This window comes from Mycobacterium sp. 852002-50816_SCH5313054-b, from assembly GCF_001667185.1.
In the GTDB taxonomy this organism is placed as follows: domain Bacteria; phylum Actinomycetota; class Actinomycetes; order Mycobacteriales; family Mycobacteriaceae; genus Mycobacterium.
On record NZ_LZIC01000102.1, the window covers coordinates 23,152 to 39,653 of the forward strand.

The window sequence follows — 16,502 nt, forward strand, 5'->3', positions numbered from 1 at the left end:
GTTTGCATAGCTTTGCTAAGCGAGACGAGTGCCACACCCCGGGCGCGAAAGCCCGGGTGCGTGGTGTGGCGCGGCGAGTTGCTGCCGCGGCCTGGCAGAATCGGTGAAGTGACCGCCCCTCAACCCACCCCTTCGCGCCACCGGGGCGGACCGCTGCGGCCGGTCGAATTGGCGCAGGCCTCCGTCATGGGGGCGCTGTGCGCGGTGATCGCGATCATCTCCGTGGCGGTTCCGTTCGCGGCGGGGCTGGCCTTGCTGGGCACCGTGCCCACCGGGCTACTGGCCTACCGGTACCGGCTCCGCGTCCTGGTGGCCGCGACGGTCGCCGCCGGGGTGATCGCCTTCCTGATCGCCGGGCTGGGCGGTTTCATGACCGTCGTTCACTGCGTCTACATCGGCGGCCTGACCGGCATCATCAAGCGCCAGCGCAGGGGCATGCCGACGGTGATCGTCTCGTCGCTGATCGCGGGGCTGGCGTTCGGCGCCGCGAACGTCGGCGCGCTGATGGCGATGACCCGGCTGCGGCACCTGATCTTCGAGGTGATGACCGCGGACGTGAACGGTGTCGCCGCCTTCCTGACCCGCGTGCACATGCAGGGCACCGCCGACGACCTGAAGCGGTATTTCGGTGTCGCGGTGCACTACTGGCAGGTCCTGGTGCTGATCTATTACGGCGTCGGCATCATGTTCGTGTCCCTGATCGGCTGGTGGGCGTTGTCGCGGCTGCTGGAGCGGATGCGCGGCATCCCCGATGTGCACAAGTTGGACGCCTGGGAGGGGAGCAATAGCGAGCAGGGCGCCGTCGACCCGGTTCCGGTGCGTTTCGACAAGGTGCGTTTCCGTTACCCCGGTGCCCGCCAGGACGCGCTGCGCGAGGTCAGCCTGGACCTGCACGCGGGCGAGCACGTCGCGGTGACCGGGCCCAACGGCTCCGGGAAGACCACGCTGATGCTGATCTTGGCCGGCCGGGAACCGACGTCGGGCACCGTGCAGCGCCCCGGTGCCGTCGGACTGGGCAAGCTGGGCGGCACGGCCGTCGTCCTGCAGCACCCCGAAAGCCAGGTGCTGGGCACGCGGGTCGCCGACGACGTGGTCTGGGGTCTGCCACCCGGCACCAAGATCGACGTGGAACGGTTGCTGAGCGAGGTCGGCCTCGACGGGCTCGCCGAACGCGAAACCGGAAGCCTGTCCGGCGGTGAACTGCAGCGCCTGGCGCTCGCCGCGGCGATGGCCCGGGAACCGGCGTTGCTCATCGCCGACGAGGTGACCACCATGGTCGACCAGCAGGGCCGGGAAGCCTTGCTCGGCGTGCTGTCCGGCCTCACCAAACGGCACCGGACTGCCCTGGTGCACATCACGCACTACAACAACGAGGCCGAATCCGCCGAGCGCACAATCGATCTCAGCGATTCGCCGGACAACGCGGGCATGGTCGAGACCGCGGTCGCGCCCGCGAGAAACGGGACCGTCGGTCACGGTTCGCACGCGCCCGTCATCGAACTTGTCGGCGTCGGCCACGAATACGGCATCGGCACCCCGTGGGCCAAGACCGCGCTGCGCGACGTCAGCTTCGCCGTGGAGCAGGGCGACGGCGTACTGATCCACGGCGGCAACGGATCCGGCAAGTCGACCCTGGCGTGGATCATGGCGGGGCTGACCGTTCCGACGAGCGGCGCCTGTCTCATGGACGGCCAGCCCACGCACGAGCAGGTCGGCGCGGTCGCGTTGTCGTTCCAGGCGGCCAGGCTGCAGCTGATGCGGCCCCGCGTCGACCTGGAAGTGGCCTCGGCGGCGGGCTTTTCGCCCCGCGACCACGATCGCGTCGCCGCGGCGCTGGGCGTCGTGGGCCTGGATCCCACTCTGGTCAAGCGGCGGATCGACCAACTCAGCGGCGGGCAGATGCGCCGCGTCGTGCTGGCCGGACTGCTGGCCCGGTCGCCGCGCGCCCTGATTCTTGACGAGCCGCTCGCCGGGTTGGACGCCGCCAGCCAGCGGGGTCTGCTGCGACTGCTCGAGGACCTGCGCCGGGAACGGGGCCTGACGGTGGTGGTCATCTCGCACGACTTCGTCGGGCTGGAGGACCTCTGCCCGCGCACCCTGCACCTGCGCAACGGCACGCTGGAACCGGTACCGGCCGCGGCGGGGGGCATGGCATGACCACAACCTCCGCCGCGTCGCGCGGCTCGACCCGGCGCAACCCTCGCCCGGTCGTGCTGCTGGTCCCGGTGCCCGGGACCTCGACCATCCACGATCTGTGGGCCGGCACGAAACTGCTGGTCGTCTTCGGTGCATCGGTGCTGCTGACGTTCTACCCCGGCTGGATCACCATCGGGTTGGTGACGGCGCTGGTGCTCGCGGCGGCCGGCATCGCGCGCATCCCGCGCGGTGCGCTGCCGTCGGTGCCGCGGTGGCTGTGGATCGTCGTCGCGCTGGGCGGCATCACGGCCGCGCTGGCCGGCGGCAGCCCGAAGGTCTCGCTGGCCGGGCTGGAGATCGGACTCGGGGGAGCCCTGAACTTCCTGCGTATCACCGCGCTGACGGTCGTGCTGCTCGCGCTCGGGGCGATGGTGTCGTGGACCACCAACGTCGCCGAAATAGGGCCCGCGCTGGCCACTTTGGGCCGACCGCTGAAGCTGCTACGGATCCCGATCGACGAATGGGCCGTCGCGCTGGCGCTGGCCCTGCGCGCCTTCCCGATGTTGATCGACGAATTCCAGGTGCTCTACGCCGCCCGCCGGCTACGGCCCAAACGCGTACCGCGAAGCCGCAAGGCCCGCCGCCGACGGCACGCCCTGGAGCTGATCGACCTGCTGGCCGCCGCCATCACCGTGACCCTACGGCGCGCCGACGAGATGGGCGACGCGATCACCGCCCGCGGCGGCACCGGTCAGCTGTCGGCCAATCCGGCGCGGCCGAAGCTGGCGGACGGGGTCGCGATCGCGCTCGCCGTCGCGACCGGCGCGCTCGCGGTGGTGCTCGAGACGATCTTCCACACGATGCCCTAGCGTGGCCGACATTCGCCGCAGCCGCAGCATCGCGGCCCGCCCCGAACAGATCTGGGACGTCCTCGCGGACTTCGGCTCCATCAGTTCGTGGGCGACCAACGTCGACCACTCGTGCATCCTGTTCTCCGGGCCCAACGGGGGAGCCGTCGGCACCGCGCGACGGGTTCAGGTCAAACGCGACGCGCTCGCCGAACGCATCACCGAGTTCGACCCCCCGTGCGCCCTCGCCTACGACGTCGAAGGCTTGCCGCGCCGCGTGCGCCGGATGGCCAACCGCTGGACGCTGGCCGCGGAGCCGGGCGGTCTGAAGACCATCGTGACGCTGAGCAGCACGGTGGAAATCGGTTCTCGCCCAGCCCAAACGCTGGCCGAACGGGTGCTGTGCCGCTTTTTGGCGCGGCAGTCCGACGTGATGCTTGCCGGGCTCGCGACCCGATTGGAGGCTGCCCGTGCCTGATCGCCCCGATGTCGTCATCATCATGACCGACGAGGAACGCGCGGTTCCGCCGTACGAGGCTCCCGACGTCCTCGCGTGGCGCGACCGAACGTTGGCCGGGCGCAAGTGGTTCGACGATCACGGCGTCAGCTTCGCCCGGCACTACACCGGCTCGCTGGCCTGCGTGCCCAGCCGCCCAACGATTTTCACCGGGCACTATCCCGACCTGCACGGGGTCACCCAGACCGACGGCATCGGGAAGACCGCCGACGATTCCCGCATGCGCTGGCTCCGCCGGGGCGAGGTGCCCACGCTGGGCAACTGGTTCCGCGCGGCCGGATACGACACGCACTACGACGGCAAGTGGCACATCTCGCACGCCGACCTCGTCGATCCGGCGACCGGCCGTTCGCTGGCCACCAACGACGACGACGGCGTCGTCGACGCCGCGGCGGTGCGGCGCTATCTGGACGCCGATCCTCTTGCGCCGTTTGGCTTTTCGCGATGGGTGGGCCCCGAGCCGCACGGAGCGCTGCTGGCCAACGCGGGCGTTCGCCGCGACCCGCTGATCGCCGACCGCGTCGTCGCCTGGCTCACCGACCGCTACGCCCGCCGTCGCGGCGGCGACCCCGCCGCGCTGCGTCCGTTCCTGTTGGTGGCCAGCTTCGTGAACCCGCACGACATCGTGCTTTTTCCCACCTGGTCGCGGCGGGGCCCGGTGCAGCCCTCGCCCTTGGATCCGCCGCCGGTGCCCCCGGCGCCCACGGCCGGCGAGGACCTGTCGACCAAGCCGGCCGCGCAAATCGCGTTCCGCGAGGCCTACTACTCCGGCTACGGGCCGGCGCCCGCGGTCAACCGGATCTACGAGCGCAGCGCGCAGCGCTACCGCGACCTCTATTACCGGCTGCACGCCGAGGTGGACGGGCCGATCGACCGGGTCAGGCGGGCGGTCACCGAGGGCGGCTCGGCCGACGCGGTGCTGGTGCGCACCGCCGACCACGGCGACCTGCTGGGCGCACACGGTGGGCTGCACCAGAAATGGTTCAACCTGTACGACGAGGCCACCCGGGTTCCGTTCGTGATCGCCCGCACCGGTTCGGCTGCCACGCGGCCCCGCGTCGTCACCGCGCCCACGTCGCACGTCGACCTGGTGCCGACGCTGCTTTCGGCCGCCGGCATCGACGTGACGGCCGTCGCGTCCACGCTCGCCGAGTCGTTCTCGGAAGTCCACGACCTGCCGGGTCGCGACCTCATGCCCGTCGTGGACGGGGAGCGGGCCGATGACGCCCGTGCCGTCTACCTGATGACCCGCGACAACATGCTCGAGGGTGATACCGGCGCCTCGGGCCTGGCGCGGCGCCTGAAGCGGATCGTCAATCCGCCCGCGCCGCTGCGGATCCGGGTGCCCGCCTACGTCGGATCGAACTTCGAGGGATTGGTCGTCCGCGTCGACGAGGCCGCCGGGGGAGCCGGGCACCTGTGGAAGCTGGTCCGCACCTTCGACGACCCGGGTACCTGGACCGAGCCCGGGGTTCGGCACCTCACCGCCAGCGGGCTCGGCGGCGAGACCTACCGGGCGTCGCCGCTGGATGACCAATGGGAGCTGTACGACCTGACCAACGACCCGATCGAAGCCGACAACCGGTGGACCGATCCGGACCTGCAGGAGCTGCGCGGGCACCTGAGGACGCAGCTCAAGCAGGCCCGGGCCGGCTCGGTCCCGGAGCGAAACCGCCCGTGGCCCTACGCATCTCGCCGGACGCCGCAGCCGCGGCCGTCGCGCCTTGGACGCCTGGTGCGGCTTTTCGGCCGCTGAATCACACTGGCCCCGTGGGCACCATCAGCTGGGTGTTGCCCGATCCTGGAATCCGGTATCGCATGTGATACCGCATTTCAAAGTCGCCGCATGGTCTGGAGAGACTCCACACCGCCTCAGGTGCGCATCCGGTCGATGAGGTTCGAGAGGACGACGATGCTTTCGCTGCGTTCGATATCGGCGCTCGAGCGGATGCGTTCCAGTGCCGCCTCCAGGTGGCGCATATCGCGGGCCAGCACATGCAGAATCGCATCCGACGTGCCGGTGACGGTCGCCGCGCTGGCCACCTCGGGCATGTCCACCCACGCCGCCCGCAGCCGATCGGGCGCGATCGTCCCGTGGCAGAACACCTGCACGTAGGCCTCCGTCTGCCAGCCAAGGGCATTGGGGTCGACGACCGTCGTGAAGCCCTTGATCACACCGTCGTCGAGCATCCGGTCGACGCGGCGCTTGACCGCGGGCGCCGAGAGGTTCACCGTCTGGCCGATTTCCGCGAAGGTGGCCCGCGCGTTCTGGGTCAGCTCGGCGAGGATGCGCTGATCGGTCTCGTCCAGGCGGTCCATGCGTCGTCCCCTTAACAAATCGCCGTAACAGTGATCCTAGCGCAATAAATCGACCCTAGACACGCAAGAAACGTCGTTTGATTGTTTCAAGCTGCACAAATACCGTTGATCTATGACGGATTCGTTCGTTGCGGCACCCGCGCCCGCCCAGCCCGTCCGCAGGGCCCGCGCGCGCCGGTATGCGATGACGCCGCCGACGCATTTTGCCGTCGAGTACGCGATCAACCCCTGGATGGACGTCGACAGGCCCGTCGACGCCCGCGTCGCGCAGGCGCAGTGGGAGGCGTTGCGCCGGACCTATTTGCGGCTCGGTCACCGCGTGGAGGTGATTGAGCCCCGGCCCGGGCTCCCCGACATGGTCTACGCCGCCAACGGCGGGTTCATCGCGCGCGACATCGCCCTCGTCGCCCGGTTCCGATTCGCCGAGCGGGCCGGCGAGTCGGCGGCCTACGCCGCATGGATGGCATCGCTGGGCTACCGGCCCTTGTCGACCCGTCACGTCAACGAGGGGCAGGGCGATCTGCTGCTGGTCGGCGACACCGTGTTGGCCGGCTACGGCTTTCGCACCGACCGGCGCGCCCACTCGGAAATCTCCGCGGCGCTGGGCATGCCCGTCGTCTCGCTGGAGTTGGTCGATCCGCGCTTCTATCACCTCGACACCGCGCTGGCCGTCCTCGACGACCGCACGATCGCGTTCTACCCGCCGGCGTTCAGCGTGTCGGCGCGGGATCGGCTGCGTGCGATGTTTCCCGACGCGATCGCGGTCGGCAGCGCCGACGCGTACGTGCTGGGGCTCAACGTCGTGTCCGACGGCCTGCATGTCGTGCTGCCCTCGGCCGCAACGGGTTTCGCCACGCAGCTGCGCGCGGCCAGGTTCGAGCCGGTGGGGGTGGATCTGTCCGAGTTGCTCAAGGGCGGCGGTTCTGTCAAGTGCTGCACACTGGAGGTGTTCCCATGACGATCCTCGACACCGAAGCCGACCCGGTGATCGCACTGGTGGAAAGGCATGCGGCGCACAACTATTCGCCGCTCCCCGTGGTTGCGGCCAGCGCCGAGGGCGCGTGGATCACCGACGTCGACGGCCGCCGCTACCTGGATTGCCTGGCCGCCTACTCGGCGGTCAACTTCGGCCATCGCCACCCCGAGATCACCGCGACCGCCCACGCGCAGCTCGACACCCTCACGCTGGTCAGCCGCGCGTTCCATTCCGACAACCTCGGGCCGTTCTGCGCGGCGCTCGCCGGGTTGTGCGGCAAAGACATGGTGCTGCCGATGAACTCGGGCGCCGAGGCCGTGGAGAGCGCCCTCAAGGTGGCCCGCAAATGGGGCGCCGACGTCAAGGGGGTGCCGTCGGGCCGGGCGAACATCATCGTGGCCGACAACAACTTTCACGGCCGCACGATCAGCATCGTCAGCTTCTCGTCGGACCCGACGGCGCGGGACGGGTTCGGGCCCTTCACCCCCGGCTTCCGCGCGGTGCCGTTCGGCCATGCCGCGGCGCTGGCCCGGGCGATCGACGAGAACACGGTGGCGGTGCTGCTGGAGCCGATCCAGGGCGAGGCCGGCATCGTCGTCCCGCCCGACAACTACCTGCCCACCGTCCGCGCGCTGTGCAGCGAGCACAACGTGCTGCTGATCGCCGACGAGATCCAGTCGGGGCTGGCCCGCACCGGCTACACGTTCGCCTGCGACCGGTGGGGCGTGGTGCCGGACGTCTACCTGCTCGGCAAGGCGCTGGGCGGTGGCGTGGTCCCGCTGTCGGCGGTGGTCGCGGACCGCGAGATCCTGGGCGTGCTGCATCCCGGCGAACACGGCTCCACCTTCGGCGGCAACCCGCTGGCGGCCGCGATCGGCACTACCGTCGTCGCCATGCTGGAGCGCGGCGAATTCCAGGCCCGGTCGGCGGAATTGGGGGCGCACCTGCACCGCCGGCTGGGGGGCCTGATCGGCGAGGGCGTGGTGGCGGTGCGCGGCCTCGGCCTGTGGGCCGGGGTCGACGTCGATCCGGCGCTGGGCACCGGCAAGGACATCAGCCTGCGGTTGGCCCGCCGCGGCGTGCTGGTCAAGGACACCCACGGGTCGACGCTGCGGTTCGCACCGCCGCTGGTGGTCACCGAGCAGGAGATCGACTGGGCGATTGACCAGTTCGCTGCGGCATTGCGGGAGGCATGCGCATAATCAGCTGATCCAAGCAACAGGGGGGCGCACGTGCCATCCAGCTCGATCGGCCTGACGGAGCAGCTGCTGCGGCGTCGTCCCGTCGTCGGCGCGCGGGCCGCGCGCGGGGCCGCCGATCACCTCAAGCGCAGCATCGGCACGTTCCAGCTGACCATGTTCGGCGTCGGCTCGACGATCGGCACCGGGATCTTCTTCGTCATGTCTCAGGCGGTGCCCGAGGCCGGGCCCGGAGTGATCGTCTCGTTCTTGATCGCCGGCATCGCCGCCGGGCTGGCGGCCATCTGCTACGCCGAACTGGCCGCGGCGGTGCCGGTTTCGGGGTCTGCCTATTCCTACGCGTACACCACGCTGGGGGAGGTGGTCGCGATGGGCGTGGCCGCGTGCCTGCTGCTGGAGTACGGGGTGTCGACGGCCGCGGTCTCGGTCACCTGGAGCGGATACCTGAACAAGCTGCTGCACAACGCGTTCGGATTTCAGCTGCCGCACGTCCTGTCGGCGGCGCCCTGGGACTCGGAACCGGGCATCGTGAACCTGCCGGCGATCGTCCTGATCGTGATGTGCGCGCTGCTGCTGGTCCGCGGTGCCAGCGAGTCGGCCAAGGTCAACACCATCATGGTGCTCACCAAGCTCGGGGTGCTGATCATGTTCGTCATCCTCGCGTTCACGGCCTTCGACGCCGAACGGTTCAGGGACTTCGCCCCGTTCGGCGTCGCCGGCATCGGCTCGGCCGCCGGCACCATCTTCTTTTCCTACATCGGCCTGGACGCGGTGTCGACGGCGGGCGACGAGGTCAAGGATCCGCAGAAGACCATGCCGCGCGCCATCCTCGCGGCGCTGGTCACCGTCACCACCGTGTACGTCCTCGTCGCGCTGGCCGCGCTCGGCACGCAGCCGTGGCGGGACTTCGCCGCGCAGCAAGAGGCGGGGCTGGCCACGATCCTCGACAACGTCACCCACGGCAGCTGGGCCAGCACGATTCTGGCCGCCGGCGCCGTCATCTCGATCTTCTCGGTCACGCTGGTCACCATGTACGGCATGACGCGGATCCTGTTCGCCATGGGCCGCGACGGGCTGCTGCCGTCGCGATTCGCCACGGTGAATGTGCGCACCATGACCCCGGTGAGCAACACGGTGATCGTCGCGGTGGCCGCGGGGAGCCTGGCCGCCTTCGTCCCGCTCGACAAGCTGACGGACATGGTGTCCATCGGCACCCTGACGGCGTTCATCGTCGTCTCCCTCGGAGTCATCATCCTGCGCGTGCGCGAACCCGACCTGCCTCGGGCGTTCAAGGTGCCGGGTTACCCTGTCACGCCGGCCCTTTCGGTGCTCGCGTGCGGCTACATCCTGCTCAGCCTGCACTGGTATACCTGGATCGCATTCGGCGCATGGATCTGCGTGGCGTTGATCTTCTACTTCGCCTGGGGCCGCCACCACAGCGCGCTCAATGCCCCGCAGGAAACGCCGTGAGCGTGGTCGTCGGGTACCGGGCCGGCGAGGTCGGCCTGTCGGGGCTGCACCTGGGCGTGCGCGCCGCGCGGTCGCTGCGCGCGTCGCTCGTCGTGGCGACCATCGTGCCCAAGCCCTGGCTGACACCGTCGTTCGCCCGCGTGGACGCCGAGTTCGAGCAGTGGGCGGACAACCTGGCCGCGGACTCGGCGAACGAGGCCGCGCGTTTTCTCGGCGACGTGTCCGACGGCATCGACGTCGCCTACCTTCATCGCGCGCACCGATCGGTGTCGGGCGGACTGATCGAGGTCGTCGAGGAAGTCGGCGGGGAGGTGGTGGTGCTGGGCTCGTTGCCCAGCGGCGGGCCCGGTCCGGTGGTGATCGGCACCACCGCCGACTGGCTGTTGCATGCCTCGCCCGTGCCGGTCGCCATCAGCCCGCGCGAATACCGTGAGCACACAGGCGGATTGACGCGGCTCACCTGCGCCTACGCGGCCACGCCGGACTCGATCGAGGTGGTGCGCCGATGCTCCGAGGCCGCGCAGCGATTCGGGGTGCCGCTGCGGGTGATCACCTTCGCCGTGCGGGGCAAGACGATGTACCCGCCCGAGGTCGGGCTGGACGCCGAGGACCAGATCCTCGAGGCGTGGGCGTCGCAGGCGCGAGACCTGTTGGCGGGCTTGAAGACCGACGGGGTGGTCGGCGACGACGTGGCGCTGGATGTGGTGACCGGCCGCGACTGGGAAGGCGCGCTGCGCAAGGTCGACTGGCGGGACGGCGAGATCCTGGCGATGGGCACCCGGCCGCGCGACGAGATCCGCCATGTGTTCCTGGGTTCGCGGAGCGCCAAGATCATTCGCGAGAGCCCGGTGCCGGTGCTGGTGCTGCCCGGCTAGCGGCGGGCGGCGGGGTTGTCGTTGGCCAGTCCCCGCTGCGCCGAACGTGCACTGGTGGCGAAGAATCGCCGAAAATATCGCCCTGAGTGCACGTTGGGCGACGCCGCCCGAGCCGCCTGAACCCGAAGCGACGACTCAGGCCACTAGCCGATGTTTCAGCGCCGTGCAGCGGCGTTCGCCACCTCCTGCGCCTTCCTCAGGATCGCGCCGACATCGCCGCGGCCCAGGAACATTTCGTCGAAATAGCTTTTCATCGCCGTATACCCCGCCGGGAAGCCGGCGCCGGTGGGCGCGGGGATGCGGGGGCCGTTCAGCACGGCGAAGAAGGGGGTGACGTCGATGCCCTCGGCGGCCCAGTGGTCGAAGTAAACTCGCTGGGCCGACAGCACCGCGGGGATGGCCGCGCCATTGCGGCCCAGGTATTCGTTGCCTTCGCGGCTACCCATCCAGGCCAGCACCTGGCGCACCGCGTCCGGGTGCTTGGTCGCCGAATTGCCGGCCGCGGCAATGCCATTGGTGACGCTCACCCGGCCGACGGGTCCGGCCGGCATCATCGCCACGCCCCAGCGGAACCGGGCGTCGCGCGCCACCGGCTCGAGGTTGTAGGTGCCGGACTGGAACAGCGCCATCCGGCCGGCCAGAAACTGATTGCGGGAGAAGTCGCCGTTGTCGTTGGTGTCGGCGGCCGGCGGCGCGACGTGGTTGGCGTTGATCAGGCCGACCAGATAGCGGAAGGCCGCCACCGCGGCGGGGTTGTCGAAGGCGAACTCGTCGCCGCGCTGGAACACCCCGCCCGCCGAGCCGATGTAGTTCAGATAGATGCCCTGCGGGTCTTTGGCCGCGTTGTACCCCCACTGGCGCACCCGCCCGGGATCGAAACGCGGTGTGCCCGCCGCGTTTCCGTCGGCGTCGACGGTCAGCCGGGCCAGCATCGGACGCAGCGTGTCGCCCTCGCCACCAGGGCTCCACCGCAGGTCGTTGAGCTGCGCGGGATCGATCCCGGCCGCCCCGAGCAGGTCGGCGTTGTAGAACAGCGCGATCCCGGCGTCGGTCAGCTGCGGCACACCCCACAACACCCCGCGGCGGGTGAACTGGTCCACCACCGCCGGATCCCAGTCGGCGACGGCACCCGGGCCCAGCGTCTTGCCGATGTCCAGCAACCGGCCGCTGTCGGCATAGGCGGCGAGGTATGCGTTGGACACCCAGAAGATGTCGTCGACGCTGCCGCCGGCGACGTCGGTGCGCAGCGTGTCGAAATATGTGGAATACGCGACGATGTTGGGGCGCACCTCGATGTCGGGATGCGCGCGGTTGAAGGCCTCGAACGAGCGCTGGTAGGCCGCGGCGATCTGGTCGCCCCACAGCCGCACCTTGATGACGATCTTGCCGCCGTGCGGCTCGCCGGAGTAGTCCAGCAGCACCGCCATGGCGGCCAACAGCACCGCGACGAGCACCAGCGCCCCGGCGACCAGGGTGGACGAGCGAGGCCGGGTCACTTCAGCCCCGAGACCACGATCGAGGCGACGATGTGGCGCTGGAACCCGACGAACAGCGTGATCAGCGGAACGATCGCGAGCGTCGTCGCCGCCATCACCAGCGTCCACTGGGAGTTGAACCGCGACTGCAGGTCCGCGGTCGCCACGGTGAGCACCCGCCACTTGTGGCCGCTGGTGATCACCAGCGGCCACATGAAGTTGTTCCACTGCGACACCACGGTGATCAGCGCCAAGGCGGCCAGGACCGGCCGGCTGGACGGGATCACGACGTGCACGATCACGTCCAGGGTGTTGGCGCCGTCCAGGCGCGCGGCGTTGATCAGGTCGTTGGGGATGAGGCGAAAGTGCTCGCGGAGCAAGAAGATCGCGTATGGGGAGCCGAACATGAACGGCAACACCAACGCCCAGAACGTGTTGCGCAGACCCAGCTGGGCCATCATCAGATACATCGGCACCACCGTGACCGTCGCCGGCACCATCAGCGTCGCGATGTAGACCCAGAACAGCGCGTCGCGCCCCGGAAAATGCAGGCGCGCGAACGCGAATGCGGCCAGCACCGAAAAGGTGAGCTGACCCACCAGGATCACCGCGGTCATCAGCGCGGTCACCGCCGCCGCACGGCCGAACCCGGCGCCGCCCAGGTCGGCGTAGTTGGCCAGCGTGGGTGGCCGCGGCCACTGCAGCGGCGTGCCGGTGACGAACTGGTGCGCCGAGGTGAACGACGTGAGCAGGCCAAGGGCGAACGGCGCCAACGTGATCAGCGCGCCCAGCGCCAGCCCGGCATAGATGATCGAATTGGCGAGACGGCTAGATGAGGTCATAGCTGATCCGCCGCCGGAAGTACAGATGCTGCATGATGGTGACTCCGATCAGGATCACGAACAGCACCACCGCCATGACCGAGGCCCGCCCGATGGCCGCCGACCCGAAGGCCTCCGCGTAGATGCGGTGGGCCACCAGGTCGGTACGGCCGGCCGGACCGCCGCCGGTCAGGGCGTAGACCATGTCGAAAACCTGTGCGGTGCTGACGATCCCGGTCATCAGGACGAAGAACATCGTCGGGCGCAGCAGGGGCAGGGTGATGCGCCAGAACCGTTGCCACGCGGTGGCGCCATCGGTACGTGCGGCCGCGTGGATGTCGTCGGGGATGGCCAGCAGGCCGGCCAGGAACGACAGCGAGACGTAGCCGACGTTGGTCCACACCACGACGGCCGACACCAGCGGCAGCGCGAAGCTGGGGTCGGAGAGCCACCCGATGCTGTGCCCGAGCACGGCGCTGACGGCGCCGTCGGTGGGGGCCAGGATCCAGCGCCACAGCACCGCGATCGCCAGCGGGGCGCAGATCCACGGCAGCACGTACACCGTGCGGAACAGGCCGGTGCCGGGGAGGCTGCGGGCCAGCATCGACGCGGCGAGCAGCCCCAGGACCGTCTGCGCGGGAACGACGATCGCCACGAAGACGGCGGTGACCACGAGCGAGTTGCCGAAGCCGCCGTCGGCCAGCACCGAGCGCCAGTTGGCCAGGCCCACGTAGTGCAGCGGGCCCAGCAAGTCCCAGCGGTACAGGCTGAGCCAGATCACGACGAGGATGGGCAGCAGCAGAAAGGCGAGCACACCGAACAGGCTGGGGGCCAACAGGGCGTAACCCAGCGCGGTGGATCGCGGCTGCTTTTTCCGCACGGCGCTGGCCATGGAGCTAATTTAAGCGGGCGCCGCCGCGTGCGGGGGGAAGCGGTCGTTACCGTGGAGCCGTGACACCGAACCGGGGGATCGATGCCGACTTCATCGACCTGCCCCGCCACGAGCTCGCCGAAGCCGCGTTGGCGGCGGCCAAGGCGGCCGGGGCCAGCTACGCCGACCTGCGGCTTCACCGCCTCAGCACCGAGATCATCCAGCTGCGCGACGGCGAGCTGGAGACCGCCGTCGTCAGCCGCGAGGTCGGCCTGGCGGTGCGGGTGATCGTCAACGGCACGTGGGGATTCGCCTCGCACGCGGAGCTGGCGCCGCCCGTCGCGGCCGAGACCGCGCGCCGCGCCGTGCACGTGGCGACCACGCTGGCGATGCTCAACACCGAACGCGTCGAGCTCGCCGACGAGCCCGTCTACGCCGACGCCACCTGGGTGTCGAACTACCGGATCGACCCGTTCGAGGTCCCCGCGCCGGACAAGATCGCGGTGCTGGAGGAGTACTCGGGGCGCCTGCTGGGCGCCGACGGCATCGACCACGTGTCGGCGGGCCTGACCGCCGTCAAGGAGCAAACGTTCTATGCCGACACCTTCGGGTCGTCGATCACCCAGCAGCGGGTGCGGGTGTTACCGACGCTGGAGGCGGTGACGGTGGACGCCGCCGCGGGCAGCTTCGACTCGATGCGCACGCTGGCCCCGCCGATGGGACGGGGCTGGGAGGCGCTGGCCGGCGACGAGGTGTTCAACTGGACCGACGAGCTCGCGCAGCTGCCGGCGCTGCTGGCCGAGAAGGTCAAGGCGCCCAGCGTGGTGGCCGGGCCCACGGATCTGGTGATCGACCCCACCAACCTGTGGCTGACGATCCACGAATCCATCGGGCACGCAACCGAATACGACCGCGCGATCGGCTACGAGGCCGCTTACGCCGGGACGTCGTTCGCCACCCCCGACAGGCTCGGCACCATGCGCTACGGGTCGCCGGTGATGAACGTGACCGCCGACCGCACCGTCGAACACGGCTTGGCCAGCGTCGGTTACGACGACGAGGGAGTGGCCGCGCAGAGCTGGGATCTGGTGCGCGACGGGATCTTCGTCGGCTACCAGCTCGACCGGGTGTTCGCACCACGGCTGGGGCGGGCACGCTCCAACGGGTGTTCGTATGCCGACTCGCCGCATCACGTGCCGATCCAGCGGATGGCCAACGTGTCGCTGCAGCCCGGGCCCGAGGACGTCAGCACCGGCGAGCTGATTGGCCGCGTCGAGGACGGCATCTACATCGTCGGCGACAAATCCTGGTCAATCGACATGCAGCGCTACAACTTTCAGTTCACCGGCCAGCGGTTCTTCCGCATCCGCGACGGCCGGCTGGACGGCCAGCTGCGCGACGTCGCCTACCAGGCCACCACCACCGATTTCTGGAATGCGATGGAGGCCGTGGGTGGTCCGTCGACCTGGCGGCTGGGCGGGGCGTTCAACTGCGGCAAGGCCCAGCCCGGGCAGGTCGCCCCGGTCAGCCACGGCTGCCCCTCGGCGTTGTTCCGCGGCGTCAACGTGCTCAACACGGTCAGCGAGGGCGGCCGATGATCACCCCACAGCACGTCGTCAACCTCGTCCTGGAAGAGGCGGCCAAGCTCGGCGGCGCGAGCGAGACCATGGTGCTGGTCACCGACAGGGTCGAGGCGACGTTGCGCTGGGCGGGCAATTCGATGACCACCAACGGGGTTTCGGTCAATCGCAGCATCACCGTGATTTCGGTGGTGCGCCAGGGGGATAGCGCCCACATCGGGACGGTGGTGTCCGCCGAGGTGGATCCGCGGGTGATACCCGGTTTGGTGGCCGCGTCCCAGCAGGCGGCCCGCTCGGCGCCGGAGGCCGGTGACGCCGCGCCGCTGCTCTCCGGCAGCGGGGAACCCGCCGAGTGGAAGGCGCCGGTGCCCGGCACGGGGCCCCTGGTGTTCGCCGACGTCGCCGACTCGCTGAGCCGGGGCTTCCGCGGCGCCGATCGGCTGTACGGCTTTGCGCACCACAGCGTTTCGACGACGTTCCTGGCGTCGTCGACCGGGCTGCGGCGACGCTTCACTCAGCCCACCGGCGCGGTGGAGATCAACGCCAAGCGCGGCGACGCCAGCGCCTGGGCCGGCATTGGCACCGCCGATTTCGTTGACGTGCCGACCGATTCGCTGCTCGAGCAGTTGTCGATGCGGCTCGGCTGGGCCAAGCGCAACGTCGCGCTGCCCGCGGGTCGCTACGAGACGATCATGCCGCCGTCGACGGTGGCCGACATGATGATCTACCTGGCCTGGTCGATGGCGGGCCGCGGCGCGGAGGAGGGCCGCACCGCGCTGTCGGCGCCCGGCGGCGGGACGCGGGTGGGGGAGCGGCTCACCGATTTGCCGCTGACGATGTTTTCCGATCCGATGGCGCCGGGGCTGGCGTGCACGCCGTTCGTCGCGGTGAGCAACTCCTCGGAGACGGTGTCGGTGTTCGACAACGGCATGGAGCTCGCGCAGGTGGACTGGATCCGCAACGGTGTGATCAACGCGCTGGCCTACCCGCGGGCCACGGCCCACAAATTTGGCGCCGACGTCGCGGTCGCCGCCGACAACCTGGTGATGACCGGCGGGTCGGCCGAGCTCGCCGACATGATCGCGGGCACCGAGCGCGGCCTGCTGCTGACCACGCTGTGGTACATCCGCGAGGTCGACCCCACCACGCTGCTGCTCACCGGGTTGACCCGCGACGGCGTCTACCTCATCGAGGACGGCGAGGTGACCGCGGCGGTCAACAACTTCCGGTTCAACGAGAGCCCGCTGGACCTGTTGCGGCGGGCCACCGAGGCCGGGGCGAGCGAGAAGACGCTGCCGCGGGAGTGGGGGGACTGGGCCACCCGCGCGGCCATGCCGTCGCTGCGGATCCCGGACTTCTATATGTCGTCGGTGAGCCAGGCGCAATAGCCGATTGCCTTGCCGGTGGGCGCGCCC

Annotated in this window: 14 protein-coding genes; 10 read left to right on the forward strand and 4 right to left on the reverse strand. The window is 69.9% G+C overall.

The genetic code is table 11. The annotated features are described in order from the left end of the window. The first annotated feature begins 108 nt into the window (after nt 1-108). The 4 genes from A5787_RS19550 to A5787_RS19565 are packed head-to-tail and all read left to right on the forward strand — an operon-like array spanning nt 109 to nt 5,257. A complete protein-coding gene (locus A5787_RS19550) occupies nt 109-2,157 on the forward strand; it encodes a DUF2232 domain-containing protein (protein WP_231994072.1) in 2,049 nt (682 codons plus the stop codon). Further along, entirely contained in the window at nt 2,154-3,005 is an 852-nt protein-coding gene (locus A5787_RS19555) for an energy-coupling factor transporter transmembrane protein EcfT (RefSeq protein ID WP_066969970.1), read from the forward strand. The genes A5787_RS19550 and A5787_RS19555 overlap by 4 nt, the downstream gene beginning before the upstream one ends. 1 nt (nt 3,006) lies before the next feature. Continuing rightward, a complete protein-coding gene (locus A5787_RS19560) occupies nt 3,007-3,462 on the forward strand; it encodes an SRPBCC family protein (RefSeq protein ID WP_066969971.1) in 456 nt (151 codons plus the stop codon). A 22-nt stretch (nt 3,463-3,484) separates the two neighbouring features. Then, complete coding sequence (locus tag A5787_RS19565) at nt 3,485-5,257, forward strand: sulfatase-like hydrolase/transferase (RefSeq protein ID WP_066970034.1); 1,773 nt, start codon at nt 3,485-3,487, stop codon at nt 5,255-5,257. A 116-nt stretch (nt 5,258-5,373) separates the two neighbouring features. On the opposite strand, the gene A5787_RS19570 is transcribed toward A5787_RS19565, so the two are convergent. After that, complete coding sequence (locus tag A5787_RS19570; protein ID WP_066969972.1) at nt 5,374-5,820, reverse strand: Lrp/AsnC family transcriptional regulator; 447 nt, start codon at nt 5,818-5,820, stop codon at nt 5,374-5,376. Between the two features lie 112 nt (nt 5,821-5,932). Here A5787_RS19570 and ddaH point away from each other — a divergent pair, with 112 nt between their 5' ends. The 4 genes from ddaH to A5787_RS19590 are packed head-to-tail and all read left to right on the forward strand — an operon-like array spanning nt 5,933 to nt 10,340. Beyond that, nucleotides 5,933-6,778: a dimethylargininase gene (ddaH, locus tag A5787_RS19575; RefSeq protein WP_066969973.1), complete on the forward strand. Its 846-nt coding sequence runs from the start codon at nt 5,933-5,935 to the stop codon at nt 6,776-6,778. Next, the gene (gene rocD / locus A5787_RS19580) at nt 6,775-7,998 is read left to right on the forward strand and encodes an ornithine--oxo-acid transaminase (protein ID WP_066969974.1); all 1,224 of its coding nucleotides are present in this window, start codon (nt 6,775-6,777) and stop codon (nt 7,996-7,998) included. Before ddaH ends, rocD begins: the two co-directional genes overlap by 4 nt. 30 nt (nt 7,999-8,028) lie before the next feature. Beyond that, on the forward strand, nt 8,029-9,465 hold the full coding sequence (locus A5787_RS19585) for an amino acid permease (protein ID WP_066969975.1): 1,437 nt from the start codon (nt 8,029-8,031) through the stop codon (nt 9,463-9,465). After that, nucleotides 9,462-10,340 (forward strand): universal stress protein, encoded by an 879-nt coding sequence (locus A5787_RS19590; protein ID WP_066969983.1) that lies wholly within the window; start codon nt 9,462-9,464, stop codon nt 10,338-10,340. Before A5787_RS19585 ends, A5787_RS19590 begins: the two co-directional genes overlap by 4 nt. 155 nt (nt 10,341-10,495) lie before the next feature. Here the strand turns inward: A5787_RS19590 and A5787_RS19595 are convergent, their stop codons facing one another. The 3 genes from A5787_RS19595 to A5787_RS19605 are packed head-to-tail and all read right to left on the reverse strand — an operon-like array spanning nt 10,496 to nt 13,528. Further along, nucleotides 10,496-11,836 (reverse strand): sugar ABC transporter substrate-binding protein, encoded by a 1,341-nt coding sequence (locus A5787_RS19595; RefSeq protein ID WP_066969986.1) that lies wholly within the window; start codon nt 11,834-11,836, stop codon nt 10,496-10,498. Continuing rightward, a complete protein-coding gene (locus tag A5787_RS19600) occupies nt 11,833-12,657 on the reverse strand; it encodes a carbohydrate ABC transporter permease (protein WP_066969987.1) in 825 nt (274 codons plus the stop codon). Before A5787_RS19600 ends, A5787_RS19595 begins: the two co-directional genes overlap by 4 nt. Beyond that, entirely contained in the window at nt 12,644-13,528 is an 885-nt protein-coding gene (locus A5787_RS19605) for a carbohydrate ABC transporter permease (RefSeq protein WP_066969988.1), read from the reverse strand. The genes A5787_RS19600 and A5787_RS19605 overlap by 14 nt, the downstream gene beginning before the upstream one ends. 59 nt (nt 13,529-13,587) lie before the next feature. On the opposite strand from A5787_RS19605, the gene A5787_RS19610 reads away from it, so the two are divergent. Then, nucleotides 13,588-15,105, forward strand: coding sequence for a TldD/PmbA family protein (locus A5787_RS19610; RefSeq protein ID WP_066969989.1), 1,518 nt, complete (start codon nt 13,588-13,590; stop codon nt 15,103-15,105). After that, entirely contained in the window at nt 15,102-16,475 is a 1,374-nt protein-coding gene (locus tag A5787_RS19615) for a TldD/PmbA family protein (protein WP_066969990.1), read from the forward strand. The genes A5787_RS19610 and A5787_RS19615 overlap by 4 nt, the downstream gene beginning before the upstream one ends. The last annotated feature ends 27 nt before the right edge of the window (nt 16,476-16,502 follow it).

What these genes read in the sequence shown, in the direction of transcription:
- A5787_RS19555 (WP_066969970.1), top strand. Translation starts at nt 2,154, where the DNA reads ATGACCACAACCTCCGCCGCGTCGCGCGGCTCGACCCGGCGCAACCCT.
- A5787_RS19565 (WP_066970034.1), top strand. Translation starts at nt 3,485, where the DNA reads ATGACCGACGAGGAACGCGCGGTTCCGCCGTACGAGGCTCCCGACGTC.
- A5787_RS19570 (WP_066969972.1), bottom strand. Translation starts at nt 5,820, where the DNA reads ATGGACCGCCTGGACGAGACCGATCAGCGCATCCTCGCCGAGCTGACC.
- ddaH (WP_066969973.1), top strand. Translation starts at nt 5,933, where the DNA reads ATGACGGATTCGTTCGTTGCGGCACCCGCGCCCGCCCAGCCCGTCCGC.
- rocD (WP_066969974.1), top strand. Translation starts at nt 6,775, where the DNA reads ATGACGATCCTCGACACCGAAGCCGACCCGGTGATCGCACTGGTGGAA.
- A5787_RS19600 (WP_066969987.1), bottom strand. Translation starts at nt 12,657, where the DNA reads ATGACCTCATCTAGCCGTCTCGCCAATTCGATCATCTATGCCGGGCTG.
- A5787_RS19605 (WP_066969988.1), bottom strand. Translation starts at nt 13,528, where the DNA reads ATGGCCAGCGCCGTGCGGAAAAAGCAGCCGCGATCCACCGCGCTGGGT.
- A5787_RS19615 (WP_066969990.1), top strand. Translation starts at nt 15,102, where the DNA reads ATGATCACCCCACAGCACGTCGTCAACCTCGTCCTGGAAGAGGCGGCC.